19 protein-coding genes are annotated in these 18,079 nt (G+C 63.9%); 18 read left to right on the top strand and 1 reads right to left on the bottom strand.

The features are described from left to right. Positions 1–8: 8 nt before the first annotated feature. Genes AC3WP7_RS08690 through AC3WP7_RS08610 form a run of 17 tightly spaced genes read left to right on the top strand, consistent with a single transcriptional unit; the run spans position 9 to position 15,592 of the window. Positions 9–263, top strand: coding sequence for an acyl carrier protein (locus AC3WP7_RS08690; RefSeq protein ID WP_016979215.1), 255 nt, complete (start codon positions 9–11; stop codon positions 261–263). Continuing rightward, positions 260–805, top strand: a complete 546-nt coding sequence (locus tag AC3WP7_RS08685; RefSeq protein ID WP_092246484.1) for a COG4648 family protein — start codon at positions 260–262, stop codon at positions 803–805. The genes AC3WP7_RS08690 and AC3WP7_RS08685 overlap by 4 nt, the downstream gene beginning before the upstream one ends. Then, a complete protein-coding gene (locus AC3WP7_RS08680) occupies positions 802–2,472 on the top strand; it encodes an acyl-CoA synthetase family protein (protein WP_092246481.1) in 1,671 nt (556 codons plus the stop codon). Before AC3WP7_RS08685 ends, AC3WP7_RS08680 begins: the two co-directional genes overlap by 4 nt. Then, positions 2,465–3,199 carry a glycosyltransferase family 2 protein gene (locus tag AC3WP7_RS08675; RefSeq protein ID WP_092246478.1) on the top strand — a complete coding sequence of 245 codons (735 nt, stop codon included), beginning with the start codon at positions 2,465–2,467 and terminating at the stop codon, positions 3,197–3,199. Before AC3WP7_RS08680 ends, AC3WP7_RS08675 begins: the two co-directional genes overlap by 8 nt. Next, the gene (locus tag AC3WP7_RS08670) at positions 3,196–4,131 is read left to right on the top strand and encodes a lysophospholipid acyltransferase family protein (RefSeq protein ID WP_092246475.1); all 936 of its coding nucleotides are present in this window, start codon (positions 3,196–3,198) and stop codon (positions 4,129–4,131) included. Before AC3WP7_RS08675 ends, AC3WP7_RS08670 begins: the two co-directional genes overlap by 4 nt. Further along, positions 4,115–5,656: an HAL/PAL/TAL family ammonia-lyase gene (locus AC3WP7_RS08665; protein ID WP_092246472.1), complete on the top strand. Its 1,542-nt coding sequence runs from the start codon at positions 4,115–4,117 to the stop codon at positions 5,654–5,656. Before AC3WP7_RS08670 ends, AC3WP7_RS08665 begins: the two co-directional genes overlap by 17 nt. Next, a complete protein-coding gene (locus AC3WP7_RS08660) occupies positions 5,649–6,074 on the top strand; it encodes an acyl-CoA thioesterase (RefSeq protein ID WP_093528536.1) in 426 nt (141 codons plus the stop codon). The genes AC3WP7_RS08665 and AC3WP7_RS08660 overlap by 8 nt, the downstream gene beginning before the upstream one ends. 29 nt (positions 6,075–6,103) lie before the next feature. Then, on the top strand, positions 6,104–6,757 hold the full coding sequence (locus tag AC3WP7_RS08655; protein WP_092246465.1) for an outer membrane lipoprotein carrier protein LolA: 654 nt from the start codon (positions 6,104–6,106) through the stop codon (positions 6,755–6,757). Beyond that, positions 6,747–9,059: an MMPL family transporter gene (locus AC3WP7_RS08650; protein ID WP_102591520.1), complete on the top strand. Its 2,313-nt coding sequence runs from the start codon at positions 6,747–6,749 to the stop codon at positions 9,057–9,059. Before AC3WP7_RS08655 ends, AC3WP7_RS08650 begins: the two co-directional genes overlap by 11 nt. Before the next feature lie 33 nt (positions 9,060–9,092). Continuing rightward, positions 9,093–10,340, top strand: coding sequence for an NAD(P)/FAD-dependent oxidoreductase (locus tag AC3WP7_RS08645; RefSeq protein ID WP_093121333.1), 1,248 nt, complete (start codon positions 9,093–9,095; stop codon positions 10,338–10,340). After that, on the top strand, positions 10,337–11,071 hold the full coding sequence (locus tag AC3WP7_RS08640; RefSeq protein ID WP_092246456.1) for a class I SAM-dependent methyltransferase: 735 nt from the start codon (positions 10,337–10,339) through the stop codon (positions 11,069–11,071). The genes AC3WP7_RS08645 and AC3WP7_RS08640 overlap by 4 nt, the downstream gene beginning before the upstream one ends. Then, positions 11,068–11,550 (top strand): hypothetical protein, encoded by a 483-nt coding sequence (locus AC3WP7_RS08635; protein ID WP_092246453.1) that lies wholly within the window; start codon positions 11,068–11,070, stop codon positions 11,548–11,550. Before AC3WP7_RS08640 ends, AC3WP7_RS08635 begins: the two co-directional genes overlap by 4 nt. Continuing rightward, a complete protein-coding gene (locus tag AC3WP7_RS08630; protein ID WP_102591519.1) occupies positions 11,547–12,713 on the top strand; it encodes a beta-ketoacyl-[acyl-carrier-protein] synthase family protein in 1,167 nt (388 codons plus the stop codon). Before AC3WP7_RS08635 ends, AC3WP7_RS08630 begins: the two co-directional genes overlap by 4 nt. After that, the gene (locus AC3WP7_RS08625) at positions 12,710–13,171 is read left to right on the top strand and encodes a hotdog family protein (RefSeq protein WP_092246447.1); all 462 of its coding nucleotides are present in this window, start codon (positions 12,710–12,712) and stop codon (positions 13,169–13,171) included. Before AC3WP7_RS08630 ends, AC3WP7_RS08625 begins: the two co-directional genes overlap by 4 nt. Continuing rightward, a complete protein-coding gene (locus AC3WP7_RS08620) occupies positions 13,168–13,896 on the top strand; it encodes a 3-ketoacyl-ACP reductase FabG2 (RefSeq protein ID WP_092246444.1) in 729 nt (242 codons plus the stop codon). Before AC3WP7_RS08625 ends, AC3WP7_RS08620 begins: the two co-directional genes overlap by 4 nt. Further along, complete coding sequence (locus AC3WP7_RS08615; RefSeq protein WP_071492357.1) at positions 13,896–15,122, top strand: beta-ketoacyl-ACP synthase; 1,227 nt, start codon at positions 13,896–13,898, stop codon at positions 15,120–15,122. The genes AC3WP7_RS08620 and AC3WP7_RS08615 overlap by 1 nt, the downstream gene beginning before the upstream one ends. Before the next feature lie 26 nt (positions 15,123–15,148). Next, entirely contained in the window at positions 15,149–15,592 is a 444-nt protein-coding gene (locus AC3WP7_RS08610) for a hypothetical protein (protein ID WP_093513474.1), read from the top strand. A gap of 160 nt (positions 15,593–15,752) precedes the next feature. On the opposite strand, the gene AC3WP7_RS08605 is transcribed toward AC3WP7_RS08610, so the two are convergent. Then, positions 15,753–16,646, bottom strand: a complete 894-nt coding sequence (locus AC3WP7_RS08605; RefSeq protein WP_093528528.1) for a LysR family transcriptional regulator — start codon at positions 16,644–16,646, stop codon at positions 15,753–15,755. 124 nt (positions 16,647–16,770) lie between these two features. Here AC3WP7_RS08605 and AC3WP7_RS08600 point away from each other — a divergent pair, with 124 nt between their 5' ends. After that, positions 16,771–18,045, top strand: coding sequence for an MFS transporter (locus AC3WP7_RS08600; protein WP_092246434.1), 1,275 nt, complete (start codon positions 16,771–16,773; stop codon positions 18,043–18,045). The last annotated feature ends 34 nt before the right edge of the window (positions 18,046–18,079 follow it).

Genomic DNA, 18,079 nt, shown 5'->3' with positions numbered 1-18,079 from the left:
ACCGGACCATGCAAACTCGTGACGATATTTTCAACACCCTGCGCGATGCCTTGGTGGAACTGTTCGAACTGCCGCCGGAACGCGTTACCCTGGACGCCAACCTGTACCAGGACCTGGAAATCGACAGCATCGATGCCGTCGACTTGATCGACCATATCAAGCGCCAGACCGGCAAGAAGATCGCCGCCGAGGAATTCAAGGCTGTGCGCACCGTGAACGACGTGGTTGAGGCGGTGTACCGTCTGGTCACGCCTGCCGCATGAGCCGGTTGATCGGCCTTGGCCTGTTGCTGGCGGGGCTGCTGTACCCCTTTGCGGTGTATTACGGCACCGAACACTTCGCCCCGTGGCAATTCGGTCTGCTGCTCGGCAGTCTGTGGCTGCTGCGCGCGCTGACCGGTGCACGACGCCCGGGCAGCCGCGGGATGGCGCTGGCGGTGATCGTGTTCTGCCTGTTGCTCGCCTGGTTCGACAACCCCCGCCTGCTGCGCTGGTACCCGAGCCTGGTCAGCGCGTTCATGCTGGCGCTGTTCGGCCTGAGCCTCAAATATGGCCCGCCGATGGTCGAGCGCCTGGCGCGCATGACCGACCCGGTGCTGGCGCCGCATGCCATCGTGTACACCCGCCAGGTCACCGTGGTGTGGAGTGTGTTTTTTCTGTGTAATGGCCTGCTCGCCGCCGCCCTCACCCTGTGGGCACCGCTGAGCTGGTGGACGTTGTACAACGGCCTGATCGCCTACGGGCTGATGGGGCTGTTGTTTGCCGTGGAATGGCTGGTACGACAAAGGGTTCGAGGCCGCGTATGAATGGGTTGAAACTTGAGCACGTGCTGCTTGAGCCGCTGGAACAGCGTCCGGTTACCACCGAACCTGCCATGAATCACGCCCAACTGTGGGCATACTCCCTGAGCCTGGCGGCGGGCCTGCAAGCCCGCGGCATCCAGCGACTGGCCGTGTACCTGGAAGATGCCGGCCTGCTGGCGATTGCCCTGCTGGGTGCCTGGCGGGCCGGAGTCAGCGTACTGCTGCCCGCCGACCTGCAACCTCAGACCCGCCAACGCTGGGATGAGGCCGTCGATGCCTGGCTGACCGAAGCGGCTGACCTTGAGTCGCTGTATGCGGCGCCATTGAGCGCTGCCGCACTTGAACTGGACGCTTGCCAACTGAGCCTGTGCACCTCCGGCTCCAGCGGCGAACCCAAGCGCATCGACAAGACCCTGCGTCAACTGGCCAACGAGGTCGAGGCCCTGGAAACCCTGTGGGGCCAGGACCTCAAGGACGCCTGCATCATCGGCAGCGTCGCCACCCAACACATCTACGGTTTGCTGTTCCGCGTCCTGTGGCCGCTGTGCGCCGGCCGTACCTTTGTGCGCAAGCAACTGGCATTCCCTGAAGACATGCAGCGCGCCAGTCGCGAGCATGCGCACTTTGCCTGGGTTGCCAGCCCGGCACTGCTCAAGCGCATGGGCGATAACCTCGACTGGCCGGCACTGAGCAGCGTGTCGCGGGTGTTTTCGTCCGGCGGCGCGTTGCCGGTGGACGCCGCCGGCAGCCTGTATGACCGCTTGCAACAATGGCCGACCGAGATTCTCGGCAGCTCGGAAACCGGCGGCATCGCCTGGCGCCAAGGCGCACAGCCGTGGCAGCCGTTTACCGACGTGCAACTGAGCCAGGATGCCGACGGTGCCCTGCGCATTGCATCGCCTTACCTGCCTGAGGGGCATGTCGAACAGACCGCCGACGCCGCACGCATCCATGCCGATGGCCGTTTCGAGCTGCTCGGCCGCCTGGACCGCATCGTCAAGCTGGAAGAAAAACGCATCTCCCTGCCCATGCTGGAACACGCGTTGATGACCCACCCGTGGGTCGCCGACACCCGCCTGGGCGTAGTCCAGGAAAATCGCGCCTCGCTTGGTGCGCTGGTGGTGTTGAGCGCCGAAGGCCTGCATGCCTTGCGCAATCAAGGCCGCCGGACCGTCACCCAAACCCTGCGCCAACACCTGAGCCAGCACTGCGAAGCCCTGGCCCTGCCGCGTCGTTGGCGATTGCTGAGGCAGCTGCCGCTGAACAGCCAAGGCAAACTGCCTCAGGCCGACATCGAGGCACTGCTGCTGGCACCCCGGCCCAAGGCACCGGAAGTATTGGAGCGCGTCGAAGCCAACGGCGAATGGACCGTGCAACTGAGCGTCCCGCCAGACCTGGCCTATTTCAGCGGCCACTTCCCGGTCACGCCGGTGCTGCCGGGCGTGGTGCAAGTCGAGTGGGCGTTCAATCTGGGCCAACAACTGCTCGATTTGCCACCGAGTTTTGCGGGTATGGAAGTGCTCAAGTTTCAGCAATTAGTGCGCCCAGGCGATGGGATCGAACTGCACCTGCGCTTTGACCCGGAACGCGGCAAATTGTATTTCGCCTATCGCAACGGCGTAGCGGCCTGCTCCAGCGGACGCATTCAGTTGGTGGCATCCAATGCATAACCCCTGCGCCCTGATCCCGGTCTACAACCACGAAGCCGCCGTGCCGGCCGTGGTCCGCAGCCTGCTGGACAGCGGCCTGCCCTGCCTGTTGGTGGATGACGGCAGCAGCCCGGCGTGCGCAGCGGTATTGGCGCAACTGGCAACCCTGGACAACGTCACCCTGCTGACCTTGCCGAACAACCAGGGCAAAGGCGGCGCGGTGATGGCCGGCTTTCGCGAAGCCGCACGCCTGGGTTTCAGCCACGCCCTGCAAGTCGACGCCGACGGCCAGCATGACCTGCGCGAAGTCGAGACCTTTATCGACACCTCGCGTCGGCATCCCGATGCGATTATCTGCGGCTATCCCGAATACGACGACAGCGTGCCCAAAGGCCGCTTGTACGCGCGCTACCTGACCCACGTGTGGGTGTGGATCAACACCTTGTCGTTGCAGATCCGCGACTCGATGTGCGGCTTTCGCGTGTACCCGCTGGCACCGGTGCTGGCGCTGATGGACTCGGCCTACATCGGCACGCGCATGGACTTCGACTCCGACATTCTGGTGCGCCTGGCCTGGCGCAACCAACCGATGCGCTGGCTGCCGACCCAGGTGCATTACCCGGCCGATGGCCTGTCGCACTTCCGCCTGTTCCGCGACAACGTACGCATCTCGGCCATGCACACCCGACTGTTCTTCGGCATGCTGATCCGCGCGCCGATGATCCTGTGGCGGCGGTGGCAGGCATGAGTGACAGCAGCAAACACTGGGCCGACCGCGAGGAGCGCGGCAGCTATTGGCTGATGAAACTCACCGCCTTCGCCGCCAAGGTCCTTGGTCGTCGACTGCTGAGCCCGGTGTTGTACGGCATCGTCCTGTACTTCTTCCTGTTCGGCCGCACCGCCCGACAGAGCGCCTGGCAATACCAGCAGCGCCTGGCCGACTGGAGCGGGCGTGACGAACTGCGCCCTACCCACTGGAAAGTCTTCGGCCAGTTCATGGCCTTTGCCGACTCGTTGCTCGACAAGCTCGACGTGTGGAACGGCAAGTTGCGCCTGGAGCAGATTGAAATCAACGACCCTGCGCAATTGCGCGGGCAACTGCGGGGCGAGCGCGGGCAGATGCTGGTGGGCGCGCACCTGGGCAACCTCGAAGTGTGCCGGGCGCTGGCCGAGATCGGTGAACAGGTCACCATGAACGTGCTGGTGCACACCAAGCACGCCGAACAATTCAACCGTCTGTTGGGCGAGGCCGGGGCGACGCACTTGCGCCTGATCCAGGTCAGCGAGCTGGACCCGGCCACCATGCTGCTGCTCAGCCAGCGCCTGGATGACGGCGAGTGGCTGGCCATCGCCGGCGACCGCGTGCCGCTGCACGGTGGGCGCACGGTGCGTGTGGACTTCCTCGGCCACGACGCCGCCTTCCCCCAAGGCCCGTGGCTGCTGGCCGGCCTGCTCAAATGCCCGGTGAACCTGTTGATGTGCCTCAAGCACGGCAGCCGCTATCGCCTGAGCATCGAGCCGTTTACGCCGCTGATCGAATGGAAACGCACCACCCGCGAGCAGGTCATAGCCCTGTGGACCGCACGCTACGCCGCACGCCTGGGCGAGTTCTGCCTGGAAGCGCCCCGACAATGGTTCAACTTTTACCCTTTCTGGAAGACCGATGACCACGCATCTTGAGCCGGTAACCTTTGGCGAACGCCCTTTGCGCATCGAAGACGTGCTGGCCCTGGCCAACCGTCAAGCGCCTACGCAGTTGCAGGATGACCCCGCGTATCGCCAGCGCATCGCCAAGGGCGCGCAGTTCCTCGACTCGCTGCTGGACAAGGAAGGCGTGATCTACGGCGTGACCACCGGCTACGGCGACTCCTGCGTGGTGGCGGTGCCCTTGCAGCACGTCGAAGCGCTGCCGCGTCATCTGTACACCTTCCACGGTTGCGGCCTGGGCAAGTTGCTCGACGCCCAGGCCACCCGGGCGGTGCTGGCGGCTCGTTTGCAGTCGCTGTGCCACGGCGTATCCGGTGTGCGCGTGGAGCTGCTGGAGCGCCTGCATGCGTTCCTCGAACACGACGTGCTGCCGCTGATCCCGGAAGAAGGCTCGGTGGGCGCCAGCGGTGACCTGACGCCCCTTTCCTACGTGGCCGCAACCCTGTCCGGCGAACGTGAAGTGATGTTCCGTGGCGAACGCCGCCAGGCCGCCGACGTGCACCGCGAACTGGGCTGGAACCCGCTGGTGCTGCGCCCCAAGGAAGCCCTGGCGCTGATGAACGGCACCGCCGTGATGACCGGCCTGGCGTGCCTGGCCTTCGCCCGCGCCGACTACCTGCTGCAACTGGCCACGCGCATCACCGCGCTGAACGTGGTGGCGCTGCAAGGCAACCCGGAACACTTCGACGAGCGGCTGTTCGCCGCCAAGCCGCACCCGGGGCAGATGCAAGTCGCCGCCTGGCTGCGCAAGGACCTGGCCATCGATGCGCCGACCGCGCCACTGCACCGTCTGCAGGACCGTTACTCACTGCGCTGCGCGCCCCACGTCCTCGGCGTGTTGGCCGACAGCCTGAACTGGCTGCGTTCGTTCATCGAGATCGAGCTGAACAGCGCCAACGACAACCCGATCATCGACGCCGAAGAAGAACGCGTGCTGCACGGCGGGCACTTCTACGGCGGGCATATCGCCTTTGCCATGGACAGCCTCAAGACCCTGGTGGCCAACGTCGCCGACCTGCTCGACCGCCAGCTCGCACTGTTGGTGGACGTGCGCTACAACCACGGCCTGCCGAGCAACCTGTCCGGCGCGCCGGCTGACCGCGCCATGATCAACCACGGCTTCAAGGCGGTGCAGATCGGCACCAGCGCCTGGACCGCCGAAGCCCTGAAAAACACCATGCCCGCCAGCGTGTTCTCGCGCTCCACCGAGTGCCACAACCAGGACAAGGTGAGCATGGGCACCATCGCCGCCCGCGATGCGATCCGCGTGCTGGAGCTGACCGAACAGGTCGCCGCCGCAACTTTGCTCGCGGCCAACCAGGGCGTGTGGCTGCGGGCCCAGGCCGAGGATGCGCGGCCGCTGCCACCGGCCTTGGCCGCCATGCACGCGGAACTGGCCAAGGACTTCCCGCCGGTCATCGAAGACCGCGCCCTGGAAGGCGAACTGCGCCTGTGCCTGCAACGCATCGCCGAACAACACTGGAGGCTGCATGCGTAACCCTGGCGTGCTGCATTGCGACACTGAAATCCTCGTGCCGTTTTTTGACGTCGACACCATGAACGTCGTGTGGCACGGGCATTACGTGAAGTACCTGGAGGTGGCGCGTTGCGCGCTGCTGGACAAGCTCGGCCACAACTACGCGGCGATGCTCGAATCGGGCTACGCCTGGCCGGTGATCGACCTGCAACTGCGCTACGTGCGCGGCGCCGTGTTCGGCCAGACCATCAACGTACGCGCCAGCCTGGTGGAGTGGGAGAACCGCTTGAAGGTCAACTACCTGATCACCGACCTGGCCAGCGGCGAGCGTTTGACCCGCGCCAGCACCGTGCAAGTCGCGGTGGAAATCGCCACGCGCGAGATGCAACTGGCCTCCCCCAAAATTTTCACCGACGCCGTCGAAAGGGCCCTGAAATGAAATCCCATATGGGAGGGGGCTTACCCCCGATGGACTTCAACGATAACGCGATCCGCCGGACACTACGCAGCGCCCTCAGGCTCATCGCGGGCAAGCCCGCTGCCACATTTTTGATCGGGTTGTTCCTGAGCTTTAGTGCACATGCTTTTGACTTGCAACAACTCAGCGACCAACTGGCCAAACCCTCGGTGATCCACGGCAACTTCACCCAGGAAAAACACCTGCGTGCCCTGCCCCAGCCCTTGGTCAGCAAAGGCACCTTCGTGCTCGCCAAGGACCATGGCCTGCTGTGGCTGCTGAAAACGCCACTGCAACAGGACTACCGCATCAGCGCCCAGGGCATTGCCCGTCGCGACGCCAATAGTTGGCAACTGCTGCCGAACAAGAGCGCCGGTGCCGAACAAAATCGGCTGTTCCTCGCCGTACTGCAGGGCGACAGCAGCGGCCTGCAACGTGACTTCGAATTGAAGCTGCAAGGCGAGGCCAAGCAGTGGAAGTTGACCCTGATCCCGCGCTCGCTGTTGCTCAAGCAAGTCTTCACCCAGATCAACATCGACGGCGGCGACCTGGTGCAAACCATCGAACTGCTGGAAACCCAGGGCGACAGCACCGTGCTGCGCATGCAGGACAGCCATGCCGACCTGCCCCTGAGTGAAGCGGAGCAACACGACTTTGCCCAGTGAGCGCCTGCTGCCGCGCCTGTTCCTGATCCTGCTGGTGGCCGTGCTGGCCCTGGCCGGCTGGCAGTGGCGCCACGGTGCGCCGCTGTCGGCCAACCTGATGGAACTGGTGCCGGGCAACACCCCGGATGCGCTGGAACAGCAAGCCGAACAACGCATGCAGGAGCCGCTGAACCGCGAAATGCTGGTGCTGGTGGGACATGCCGACCGCCAGCAAGCCGTGGCCGTGGCGCAACAGTTGGGCGAGCGCTGGCAGGCCAGCGGGCTATTCGAAAAAGTGCAGTGGAACCTGCAAGCCGACTTGCCGGCGCTGCGCGAGCAATTGCTGCGTGGCCGCCTGGCGATGCTGTCAGCCAAGGACCGCGAGCAACTGATCGAGCATCCCGATGCGTTTATCCAGCAACGCGTACAGGCGCTGTTCGACCCCTTCACCGGATTCAGCCTGGTGCCGAGCCAGGATGACTGGCTGGGCCTGACCGGGCGTATCCAGAACAGCCAGCCGCAACACGGCTCGGTGCAACTGGATATCGGCAGCGGCGCATTGATCGCCGATGCCGACGGCAAAAGCTGGGTGCTGCTGCGGGCACGCACCACCGGCAATGCCTTCGACATGAAACTGCCGTTGCAGGTGGCGGATCTGCTCCAGGCGAGCCGCGAGCAAGCCGGTCAGCAAGGCGCGCAGTTGCTCGCCGCCAGCGGTTTGTTGTACGCCGCCAATGGTCAACAGCAGGCCACGCGGGAGATCACCTGGGTCGGCGGCGGCGCTACCGTTGGCATCCTGTTGTTGCTGTTGCTCGCCTTCCGCCGCTGGCGCGTGCTGCTGGCCTTTGTGCCGGTGCTGGTGGGCATGCTGTTTGGCGCGGTGGCCTGTGTGGCGCTGTTCGGCCATATGCATGTGATGACCTTGGTACTCGGTTCCAGCCTGATCGGCGTGGCGGTGGATTACCCGCTGCACTACCTGTCGAAGAGCTGGAGCCTGCAGCCGTGGCGCAGTTGGCCGGCGTTGCGCATCACCTTGCCCGGTTTGAGTCTGAGCCTGGCCACCAGTTGCATCGGCTACCTGGCGCTGGCCTGGACGCCGTTCCCGGCGCTGACCCAGATTGCGGTGTTCTCCGCGGCGGGACTGGTCGGTGCGTACCTGTCCGCCGTGTGTCTGCTGCCGGCGCTGCTCAAGGGCGTCGAACTGCGCCCGGCGCAATGGCCGCTGCGCGTCGCGCAATGCCTGTGGCTAGCGCGCGAGTCGCTGCTCAAGCGCGTGCCGAGCCCGGCATTGCTGGCGCTGGTGCTGCTGTTTTGCGCCGGTGGCCTGTGGCACTTGAACAGCAAGAATGATATCCGCCAGTGGATCGGCGCGCCGCCGCAGCTGCTGCAAGAAGCCCAGGCCGTGGCGCGGATCACCGGGTTCCAACCCACCAGCCAGTTTTTCCTGGTACGTGCAGACAACCAGCAACAGCTGTTGGAGCATCAACACGCGTTGGGCCAACGCCTAGATCAGTTGGTGAACATGGACAAGCTCCAGGGCTACCTGGCGCTCGATCAACTGGTCAGCCTGCCCGCCGAACAGCAACAACTGCGCGACGCACTGAACGCACTGCCGCAACACTGGCAGCCGCTGCTGGACCTCGGCGTGCCCGCCAGTGCCCTGCAAGCCGAAGTCGTACAGTTGCAAGCACTGCCCACCCAAGACATCGACGCCGCGCTGAAAGGCCCGCTGGCCGAGCCTTGGCGCACGCTGTGGCTCGGGCCGGTGGACGGCGGCGTGGCGGCGATGGTCAGCCTGCAAGGCTTGAACAACCCCGCGCTGCTGCGCGTGCAAGCGCTGGATCTGCCCGGCGTGCAGTTGGTCGACCGCCTGGGCGACTTGAACCGGGTGTTTGCCGACACCCAGATCAGCGCCGCTGAATTGAAGTTGATCTCCTGCGTCTTGATCGTCCTGCTGCTGATCCTGCCGTTCGGTCTCGGCGGGGCCTTGCGCATCGTCGCCCTGCCATTGCTGGCGGCGCTGTGCAGCCTGGCCAGCCTCGGTTGGCTGGGCCAGCCGCTGACGCTGTTCAGCCTGTTCGGCCTGCTGCTGGTCACGGCCATCAGCGTGGACTACGCAATCCTGATGCGCGAACAGATAGGTGGTCCTGCGGTCAGTCTTCTCGGCACATTGCTGGCGGCGCTGACGACCTGGTTGTCGTTTGGCCTGCTGGCCGTATCAAGTACGCCAGCGGTGAGCAATTTCGGCTTATCGGTCAGCCTGGGCCTGGCATTCAGCTTGATGCTGGCACCCTGGGCCGGGCGGCAGAAGCACGCCTTATGAATGTAATTATCGCCAATGTGGCAAGGAGCCCTCGTGCCCACAGTTGAAATGGAACGTCGCCAGGTGGTGGTGATCGGTGCCGGTCCATCCGGGGCTATCGCCGCCGCGCTGTTAAAGCGCAAAGGGCATGATGTATTGATCATCGAGCGCCAGCATTTCCCACGGTTTTCGATTGGCGAAAGCCTGCTGTCGCACTGCATCGACTTTATCGAAGAAGCCGGCATGCTCGACGCCGTGCAGGCGGCAGGTTTCCAGGTGAAAACCGGCGCTGCGTTTGCCTGGGGCGAGCGCTACAGCGCGTTTGATTTCGGCGACACCTTCAGCAACGGCAAACCCACTACCTTCCAGGTGCAGCGCGGCGAGTTCGACAAGTTGCTGGCCGATCAGGCAGCCAAGCAAGGCGTGGATATCCGCTACGGCGAAACCATTGTCGGCGTGGACTTCAAGGGCGAGTCGCGCTACCTGCATGTACGCAGGGAAAACGGCAGCGAGTACCACCTCAAGGCCAAGTTCGTGCTCGATGCCAGCGGCTACGGCCGGGTGTTGCCGCGCCTGCTGGAGCTGGATCTGCCGTCGGACTTTCCGGTGCGCCAGGCGGTGTTCACCCACATCGAAGATCGCATCGAACACCCAGGTTTCGAGCGCAGCAAGATCCTGGTGACCACACACCCGACCCAGCGTGATATCTGGTTCTGGACCATTCCGTTCAGCAACGGCCGCTGCTCGGTGGGTGTGGTCGCTGCCAAGCAGCATTTCGACGGTCGTGACAGTGACCTCGACGCCTGCCTGCGCGGCTTCATCGATGAAACCCCGAGCCTGGCCGGTGTGCTGCAAAACGCCGTATGGGATACGCCGGCGCGGACCATCGGCGGCTACGCGGCCAACGTCAAAACCCTGCACGGGCCTGGCTTTGCGCTGCTGGGCAACGCGGCGGAATTTCTCGACCCAGTGTTTTCTTCGGGCGTGACCATCGCCATGCGTTCGGCGAGCATGGCGGCCGGCGTGCTGCATCGTCAGCTCAACGGCGAAACCGTAGACTGGCAGACAGAGTTTGCCGAACCGTTGAAGCGCGGTGTCGATACGTTCCGCTGCTACGTCGAAGGCTGGTACGCCGGGACGTTCCAGGATGTGATCTTCCATCCGGGCAGTTCGCCGGAGATTCGCCGGATGATCGCGTCGATCCTCGCCGGTTATGCGTGGGATGAGCGCAACCCGTTTGTGAGTGAACCCAAGCGACGCTTGCGGATGTTGTCGGAAATTTGCGCAGGGGACGCCGCGTGAGCAGTCAGTATTTGAGTAAGAACTACGTCGAAGAAACCAGGTTCGGCTTCTGGTTCCTGCGCAGCCACACCTGGCAGCACCATGTGTTGCGCGTGGCGATCAACGACCTGCGCAGCCTGTTCACCGAACCACTGCCACAAGCGCCGGTGCTGCTGGACGCCGGTTGCGGCCAGGGCAAATCCTTCAAGCTGTTGCAGCAGGTGTTCGCCCCGAAGCGCCTGATCGGTCTTGACGCGGACCTGCACAGCCTGGAACTGAGCCGTGAAGAAGCGGCGCGCCAGGGCCTGGCCATCGAGCTGATCGGCAGTGACTGCGCCACCCTGCAGGTGTCGGACGACAGCGTGGACATCCTGTTCTGCCACCAGACCTTCCACCACTTGGTAGAGCAGCATCGCGCACTCAAGGAGTTCTACCGCGTGCTCAAGCCAGGCGGTTACTTGCTGTTTGCCGAGTCCACCGAAGCCTATATCGACACCTGGGTGATCCGCTGGCTGTTCCGCCACCCGATGCATGTGCAGAAAAGCGCCGAAGAATACCTGGAGATGCTCCGCGAACAGGGCTTTGAGTTCGGCCCGCAAAACGTCTCGTACCCGTACTTGTGGTGGAGCCGCTCCAGCGACTTCGGCCTGCTGGAACGCTGGGGTCTGCGCAAGGCACCGCCGGTGGGCCAACGCGAAGAAACCCTGGTCAACTGCGTGGCACGCAAACCACTGGCGAGTGCCAACCCATGATGCGCTGGCTGTTGATCGGTTGCCTGTTGCTGCTGGGCGCCTGCGCCAGCCAGGCGCCGTTGCCCGAGAAAATCCCGGCCCTGGCCTTGCCGCTGCAACTGCATGTGCAACGCCTGGCTGACGGCCAGAGCCAGGACTGGCTGTTGGTGATCCAGCGCGAAGCCAATGGCATTCGTTGGTCGATGATGGACCCCCTGGGCATTCCCCAGGCCCGGCAAAAGCTGATCGATGGCGAGTGGCAAGCCGATGGCTTGCTGCCGCCCAACCCCCAGGCACGCGAGCTGTTTGCCGCGCTGCTGTTTGCGCTGACCTCGGCGGATGACGTGCGTACGCTGTACCCCAGCGCGCAGGCGATGGATTTGACGCGCACCCTGCCGGGCCATTGGCAGATCGTGTACCAGTCGTCCGAGGTGTTCAGCGTAAACATGACTGGCCACCCCTTGAGCTACCGCATCACACCGCTAGGAGCGGCACGATGACCGCCTACCTGAACGCCCTGGGCGTGATTTGCGCCCTTGGCCGTGGCCAGGCGGAGGTCAGCCGCAGCCTGTTTGCCGGTGACTGCTCCGGCATGCGCGCCGAAAGCGGCTGGGTCCCAGACCGTGTGCTGCCGGTGGCCGGTGTGCACGGCGAGCTGGCAACCATCCCCGCTGAGCTGGGCCAGCAAAGCAGCCGTAATAACCAGTTGCTGCTGGAAGCGGCGTTGCAGATCGAGGGCGAGATCCGCCAGGCGATCCACACCTACGGCGCCTCACGAGTCGGTATCGTGCTCGGCACCAGCACCTCGGGTATCGATGAAGCCAGTCGCGGTATTGCCCATTACCTGCGCGAACACCAGTTCCCCGGCGATTACGATTACCGGCAGCAGGAACTCAGCGCCCCGGCGAACTTCCTCGCCGACTGGCTGCAACTGAGCGGCCCGGCCTATGTGATCTCCACCGCCTGCACCTCCAGCGCGCGCGCATTGATGAGCGCCCAGCGCCTGCTGGACCTGGGCGTGTGCGATGCAGTGATCTGCGGCGGCGTCGACAGCCTGTGCAAGCTCACGCTCAACGGGTTCAGTGCCTTGGAAGCGGTGTCGAACGAACGCTGCAACCCGTTTTCGGTGAACCGTAACGGCATCAACATCGGCGAAGCGGCCGTGCTGTTCCTGATGAGCAAGATGCCTGCCCCCATCGCCCTGCTGGGCAGCGGCGCCAGTTGCGATGCGCACCATATTTCCGCGCCGGAACCCACCGGCAAAGGTGCATTGCAGGCGATGCGCAAGGCCCTGGCCAGCGCGAAATTGCAGCCCGGGCAGATCGGCTATCTGAACCTGCACGGCACCGCCACCCAGCATAACGATGCGATGGAAAGCCTGGCGGTCGCCAGCCTGTTCCCCCACGGCGTGGCCTGCTCGTCGACCAAACCCCTGAGCGGGCATACCCTGGGCGCTGCCGGTGCGCTGGAAGCGGCGTTCTGCTGGTTGAGCCTGGTCCACCACCGGGTGCCGCCGCATGTATGGGATGGCCAGGCCGACCCGGCACTGCCCGCCTTGCACTGGGCGCAAGCCGCAGAGCCCCTGGAAAAACGCTGCCTGATGAGCAACTCGTTTGCCTTCGGCGGTAACAATGTCAGCCTGATTATTGGAGAGGCCCCATGATCGATTGGCCACTCGCCGAACTGCTGCCCCATGCGGGCGACATGATCCTGATCGACCAGGTGCTGTCGTTCGATGAAGAGCAGGTCCACACCCGCACCACAATCAAGCCAGGCGGCCTGTTCAACCGCGCTGACGGCAGCCTGCCGGCCTGGGTCGGCATCGAGTTGATGGCGCAAAGCGTCGCCGCCTACGCCGGTTGCCACGCGCGCCAGAAAGGTGAAGCGGTGGAACTGGGTTTCCTGCTCGGCACGCGCAAGTTCGAATGCAACGTGGAACACTTTCCGGCAGGCGCCGAGCTGAGCATCCACGGCCTGCGTTCCCTGGAAGACGACAATGGCATGGGTGTGTTCGAATGCCACCTGACCGGTGACGGTATCCAGGCGAGCGCCCGCTTGAATGTATTTCGACCGCCCCAGGCGGCCAATTATTTAGATGAATCGAAGGACGTAACGCCATGACTGAATCCGTACTGGTCACCGGCTCCAGCCGTGGCATCGGCCGCGCTATTGCACTGCGCCTGGCCCAGGCCGGGCATGACCTCGTGCTGCACTGCCGCAGCGGGCGTAGCGACGCCGATGCGGTGCAGGCCGAGGTTGAAGCCCTGGGCCGCAAGGCGCGGGTGCTGCAGTTCGATGTGGCGGATCGTGCGCTGTGCAAGGAAATTCTCGAGGCCGATGTGGAGCAACATGGCGCCTACTACGGCGTGGTGCTCAATGCCGGCCTGACCCGTGACGGCGCATTCCCGGCCCTGTCGGAGGAGGACTGGGACGTGGTGATGCGCACTAATCTGGACGGTTTCTACAACGTGCTGCACCCGGTGATGATGCCGATGATTCGTCGTCGCGCAGCCGGGCGTATCGTGTGCATCACGTCGGTTTCCGGTTTGATCGGCAACCGTGGCCAGGTCAACTACAGCGCGTCCAAAGCCGGCCTGATCGGCGCGGCCAAGGCCCTGGCCATCGAGCTGGGCAAGCGCAAGATCACCGTCAACTGCGTCGCCCCCGGCTTGATCGACACGGCGATGCTGGATGAAAACGTACCGGTGCAAGAGCTGATGAAAATGATCCCGGCGCAGCGCATGGGCACGCCGGAAGAAGTCGCCGGTGCGGTGAACTTCCTGATGTCGGCCGAAGCCGGCTATATCACGCGCCAGGTCCTGGCCGTGAATGGAGGCTTGTGCTGATGAAGCGCGTCGTCGTCACCGGCATGGCCGGCATGACCTCCCTGGGCAGCGATTGGGCGAGCATTTCGGCCAACTTCCGCGCCAACCGCAGTGGCATCCGGCGCATGGACGAGTGGGACCGCTTCACTGAATTGAACACGCGCCTGGCCGGGCCGATCGACGACTTCGTCGTGCCCGCCCATTGGACGCGCAAGCAACTGCGCAGCATGGGCCGCGTCTCGCGTCTGGCGGTGTGGGCGGCGGAGCAGGCGTTGCAGGACGCCGGCTTGCTCGGTGACGAGTCGATCAAGGACGGACGCATGGGCGTGGCTTGCGGCTCGTCCACCGGCAGCACGGACGAGATCAAGGCGTTCGGCAATATGCTGCTGAACTCGGTGGCCGAGGGGCTGAATGCCAACTCCTACGTGCGCATGATGCCGCACACCACGGCGGCGAATATCAGCATCTTCTTTGGCCTGACCGGACGGCTGATCCCCACGTCCAGCGCATGCACCAGCGGCAGCCAGGGCATCGGCTATGCCTATGAGGCGATCAAGTTCGGCCGCCTGCCCCTGATGCTCGCCGGCGGCGCCGAAGAGCTGTGCCCCACCGAAGCCATGGTGTTCGACGCGCTTTACGCCACCAGCCTGAAAAACGACGCCCCGCAAACCAGCCCACGCCCCTATGACAGTGGCCGCGATGGCCTGGTGATCGGTGAAGGCGGCGGCATGCTGGTGCTCGAAGAACTGGAACATGCGCTGGCGCGCGGTGCGCATATCCATGCCGAGATTGTCGGCTTCGGCAGCAATGCCGACGGTCAGCACACCACCCGCCCGGAGCAGAAAACCATGCGCCGCGCCATGGAGCTGGCCCTGGAAGACGCCGGGCTTGAGCCGTCCGCGATCGGCTACGTGAACGGGCATGGCACGGCCACCGACCAAGGCGACATCGCCGAAACCCTGGCCACCAGCAGCCTGTTCGGCACCCGCATGCCCATCAGTTCGCAGAAGAGTTTCCTCGGCCACACCCTCGGCGCGTGCGGCGCGCTGGAGTCGTGGTTCAGCATCGAGATGATGAACCGCGACCAGTACGTGCACACCTTCAACCTGGACACCGTCGACCCGCAATGCGGCGAGCTGGATTACCTGCAGGGTGACTTCCGCGAGATGCACCACGACTACGTGATGAACAACAACTTTGCCTTTGGCGGCGTCAACACCTCGCTGATTTTCCGCCGCTGGGCCTGACTCTTTAATCGATTGGAGAAAACGGAATGTCTTCCTTGCTACGCGTTACCTTGATCACCCTGGCCCTGCTGGTCAGCGCCGGCTGCACCAGCAAACCGATCCTCAATACCCAGCACGACCTGCCGGCCGACGCCCAGGTCAGCGAAGAAAAAATGAAAACGGTGATCGTCAACGCCCTGCAAAAGCGCGAATGGACGGTACAACGCCTCAGCCCGCAACTGGTGCAGGCCGAAATCACTGTGCGTAACCAGTACTACGCCGCCATCGACATCCGCTACACCCGCAACAGCTACGCCATCACCTACCGCGACAGCCGCGAACTGGGCTACAAGGATGGCAAGATCCATCGCAACTACAACCGTTGGGTGAACAATCTGGATAGCGACATCATGGCGGGCTTGCGCAGCAATGGCGTGAATGAGGCGGGGACGGCGGCGCAGTTGTTTGAGCAGACGGGGACGTCGAAGTAAGACCAGCGTCAGGCACACCCCCTCCGTGGTGAGCGGGCTATTGTGGTGAGCGAGCTTGCTCGCGCTGGGCTGCGTAGCGACCCCAAAGATCTTGGGAGCGCTTCGCACTCCAGCGCGGGGCAAGCCCGCTCACCACAACAAGCGCGCTCACCACAAAGCGTTATTGGGCAGCCTTGCGCGTCAACAACTCCACAAACGCCTCTGCCATGGGCGTCTGCGCGCCCTTGCGTTGCACCAGCCACACCGCCGTCATCGCCTCCTGATCCAGCAGCGTGCGATACACCACACCATCGATCCGAATGCGCTGGTAGGACGCCGGCAGTACCGACACGCCCAAGCCCGCCGCCACCAGGCCGATGATGGTCATCGCCTCCCCGGCCTCCTGGGCAAAGTGCGGGCTGAAGCCGGCATCACGCGCCAGGTTGAGCAACTGGGCATAGAGGCCGCTGCCGTAAGTGCGCGGGAAAAACACAAACGGCTCCTGTGCCAATTGCGCCAGGTGCAAACCACGCTCGCTGCCCGCCACCAACGGGTGACCCGCACTCAACACCGCCACCAAGGGTTCGCGCATCAACTCGACCACGCTCAAGGAATCCGGCAAGGGCAGTGGCCGCATCAAGCCCACCTGGATCGACTCATCCACCAGCGACTCGGCCACTTCGGTGCTGCTCATCTCCTGCAGGTTCAGATGCACCGCCGGGAATGCCTGGCGAAACGCGAAAATTGCCTGGGGAATACTGGAGTTGAACGGTGCCGACGAGGTGAAACCAATCTTCAATTCACCCAGCTCGCCCAACTGCGCCCGACGCGCCACATCCGCCGCCTTGTCCACCTGCGCCAGCACCAGCCGCGCCTCTTGCAAGAACAGCCGCCCGGCCTCGCTCAGCTCGACCCGACGATTGGTCCGCTCAAACAAACGTGCGCCCACCTCTTGCTCCAGCGCCTGAATCTGCTGGCTCAACGGCGGCTGCGAAATGCCCAACACCTGCGCGGCCCGGCCGAAATGCAGTTCTTCGGCGACGGCGATGAAGTACCGCAAGTGACGCAATTCCATGCAAACCTCATTAGGTCGTTAAAGCTATCAAACAGGTCGAACAATATATTGGAAAGAATCATTAGGGAGCTATATTCTTTTTTGCATTGCCGGTCCTGGCACGCTCTTCCTCCCCGAGGTCCCCGTGAAAGCTGCTGTCGCTCCACTCGCTCAAGAAGTCCCGCCCACTGCCCTGGATGAGGTGGTGGCCCAGCTCAATGACGAGTACATCGAAAAAGGCACGCCGATGTTCATGCGTACGGTGCTGGCACTGTTCTCCGGCGGTTTCGCCACTTTTGCGCTGCTGTATTGCGTGCAGCCGATGATGCCGGCGCTGTCCCACGAATTTTCCATCAATGCGGCACAAAGCAGCCTGATCCTGTCGGTGGCCACGGCGATGCTCGCATGTGGTTTGTTGATCACCGGGCCGATTTCCGACCGCCTGGGGCGCAAGCCGGTGATGGTCTCCGCGTTGTTCTGCGCCGCGCTGGCGACCATCGCCAGCGGCCTTATGCCGACCTGGGAAGGCATCCTGCTGATGCGTGCACTGGTGGGTCTGTCGCTCAGCGGCCTGGCCGCCGTAGCCATGACCTACCTGAGCGAAGAAATCCACCCGCAGCACATCGGCCTGGCCATGGGCTTGTACATCGGCGGTAACGCAATTGGCGGCATGAGCGGGCGGCTGATCATCGGCGTGTTGATCGACTTCGTCAGTTGGCACACCGCGATGCTGATCATTGGCGGTCTGGCGCTGATCGCCGCCACGGTGTTCTGGAAGATCCTCCCCGAATCACGCAACTTCCGCGCTACCAGTCTCAAGCCGCGCAGCCTGGTGGATGGCTTTGTCATGCATTTCAAGGACGCTGGCCTGCCGTGGCTGTTCCTCGAAGCGTTCCTGTTGATGGGCGCGTTCGTGACGATGTTCAACTACATCGGCTATCGCCTGCTGGCCGATCCTTATGACCTGAGCCAAGCCGTGGTCGGCCTGCTGTCGCTGGTGTACCTCTCGGGCATCTACAGCTCGGCGAAAATCGGCTCCCTGGCTGACCGCCTTGGCCGCCGTCGCGTGCTGTGGGGCACCATCGTGCTGATGCTGGCCGGCATGGCCCTGACCTTGTTCACCCCCCTGTGGCTGGTTGTGCCGGGCATGCTGATCTTCACCTTCGGCTTCTTCGGCGCCCACTCGGTGGCCAGCAGCTGGATCGGCCGCCGCGCGGTGAGAGCCAAGGGGCAAGCGTCGTCGCTGTACCTGTTCTGCTACTACGTGGGGTCGAGTATTGCCGGGACGGCAGGCGGGTTCTTCTGGCACTTCGCCGGGTGGAACGGGATCGGCGCGTTTATCGTGGCGCTGTTGATCGGGGCGTTGCTGGTGGCGTTGAAGTTGGCAAAGTTGCCGCCGTTGGGGCAAGCGAAGGCCTGAGTTTCTCTGGCTTTTAATGTGGGAGGGGGCTACA

Source organism: Pseudomonas sp. FW305-3-2-15-C-LB1 (assembly GCF_058787615.1).
The sequence above is the reverse complement of the archived record's forward strand: the minus strand, read 5'-3'. Positions and strand labels throughout refer to the sequence as shown.

Bases quoted from the DNA above. Each gene is read 5' to 3' on its own strand.
- AC3WP7_RS08690 (WP_016979215.1), top strand. From the start codon at position 9: ATGCAAACTCGTGACGATATTTTCAACACCCTGCGCGATGCCTTGGTG.
- AC3WP7_RS08685 (WP_092246484.1), top strand. From the start codon at position 260: ATGAGCCGGTTGATCGGCCTTGGCCTGTTGCTGGCGGGGCTGCTGTAC.
- AC3WP7_RS08680 (WP_092246481.1), top strand. From the start codon at position 802: ATGAATGGGTTGAAACTTGAGCACGTGCTGCTTGAGCCGCTGGAACAG.
- AC3WP7_RS08675 (WP_092246478.1), top strand. From the start codon at position 2,465: ATGCATAACCCCTGCGCCCTGATCCCGGTCTACAACCACGAAGCCGCC.
- AC3WP7_RS08670 (WP_092246475.1), top strand. From the start codon at position 3,196: ATGAGTGACAGCAGCAAACACTGGGCCGACCGCGAGGAGCGCGGCAGC.
- AC3WP7_RS08665 (WP_092246472.1), top strand. From the start codon at position 4,115: ATGACCACGCATCTTGAGCCGGTAACCTTTGGCGAACGCCCTTTGCGC.
- AC3WP7_RS08660 (WP_093528536.1), top strand. From the start codon at position 5,649: ATGCGTAACCCTGGCGTGCTGCATTGCGACACTGAAATCCTCGTGCCG.
- AC3WP7_RS08655 (WP_092246465.1), top strand. From the start codon at position 6,104: ATGGACTTCAACGATAACGCGATCCGCCGGACACTACGCAGCGCCCTC.
- AC3WP7_RS08635 (WP_092246453.1), top strand. From the start codon at position 11,068: ATGATGCGCTGGCTGTTGATCGGTTGCCTGTTGCTGCTGGGCGCCTGC.
- AC3WP7_RS08630 (WP_102591519.1), top strand. From the start codon at position 11,547: ATGACCGCCTACCTGAACGCCCTGGGCGTGATTTGCGCCCTTGGCCGT.
- AC3WP7_RS08625 (WP_092246447.1), top strand. From the start codon at position 12,710: ATGATCGATTGGCCACTCGCCGAACTGCTGCCCCATGCGGGCGACATG.
- AC3WP7_RS08620 (WP_092246444.1), top strand. From the start codon at position 13,168: ATGACTGAATCCGTACTGGTCACCGGCTCCAGCCGTGGCATCGGCCGC.
- AC3WP7_RS08615 (WP_071492357.1), top strand. From the start codon at position 13,896: ATGAAGCGCGTCGTCGTCACCGGCATGGCCGGCATGACCTCCCTGGGC.
- AC3WP7_RS08610 (WP_093513474.1), top strand. From the start codon at position 15,149: ATGTCTTCCTTGCTACGCGTTACCTTGATCACCCTGGCCCTGCTGGTC.
- AC3WP7_RS08605 (WP_093528528.1), bottom strand. From the start codon at position 16,646: ATGGAATTGCGTCACTTGCGGTACTTCATCGCCGTCGCCGAAGAACTG.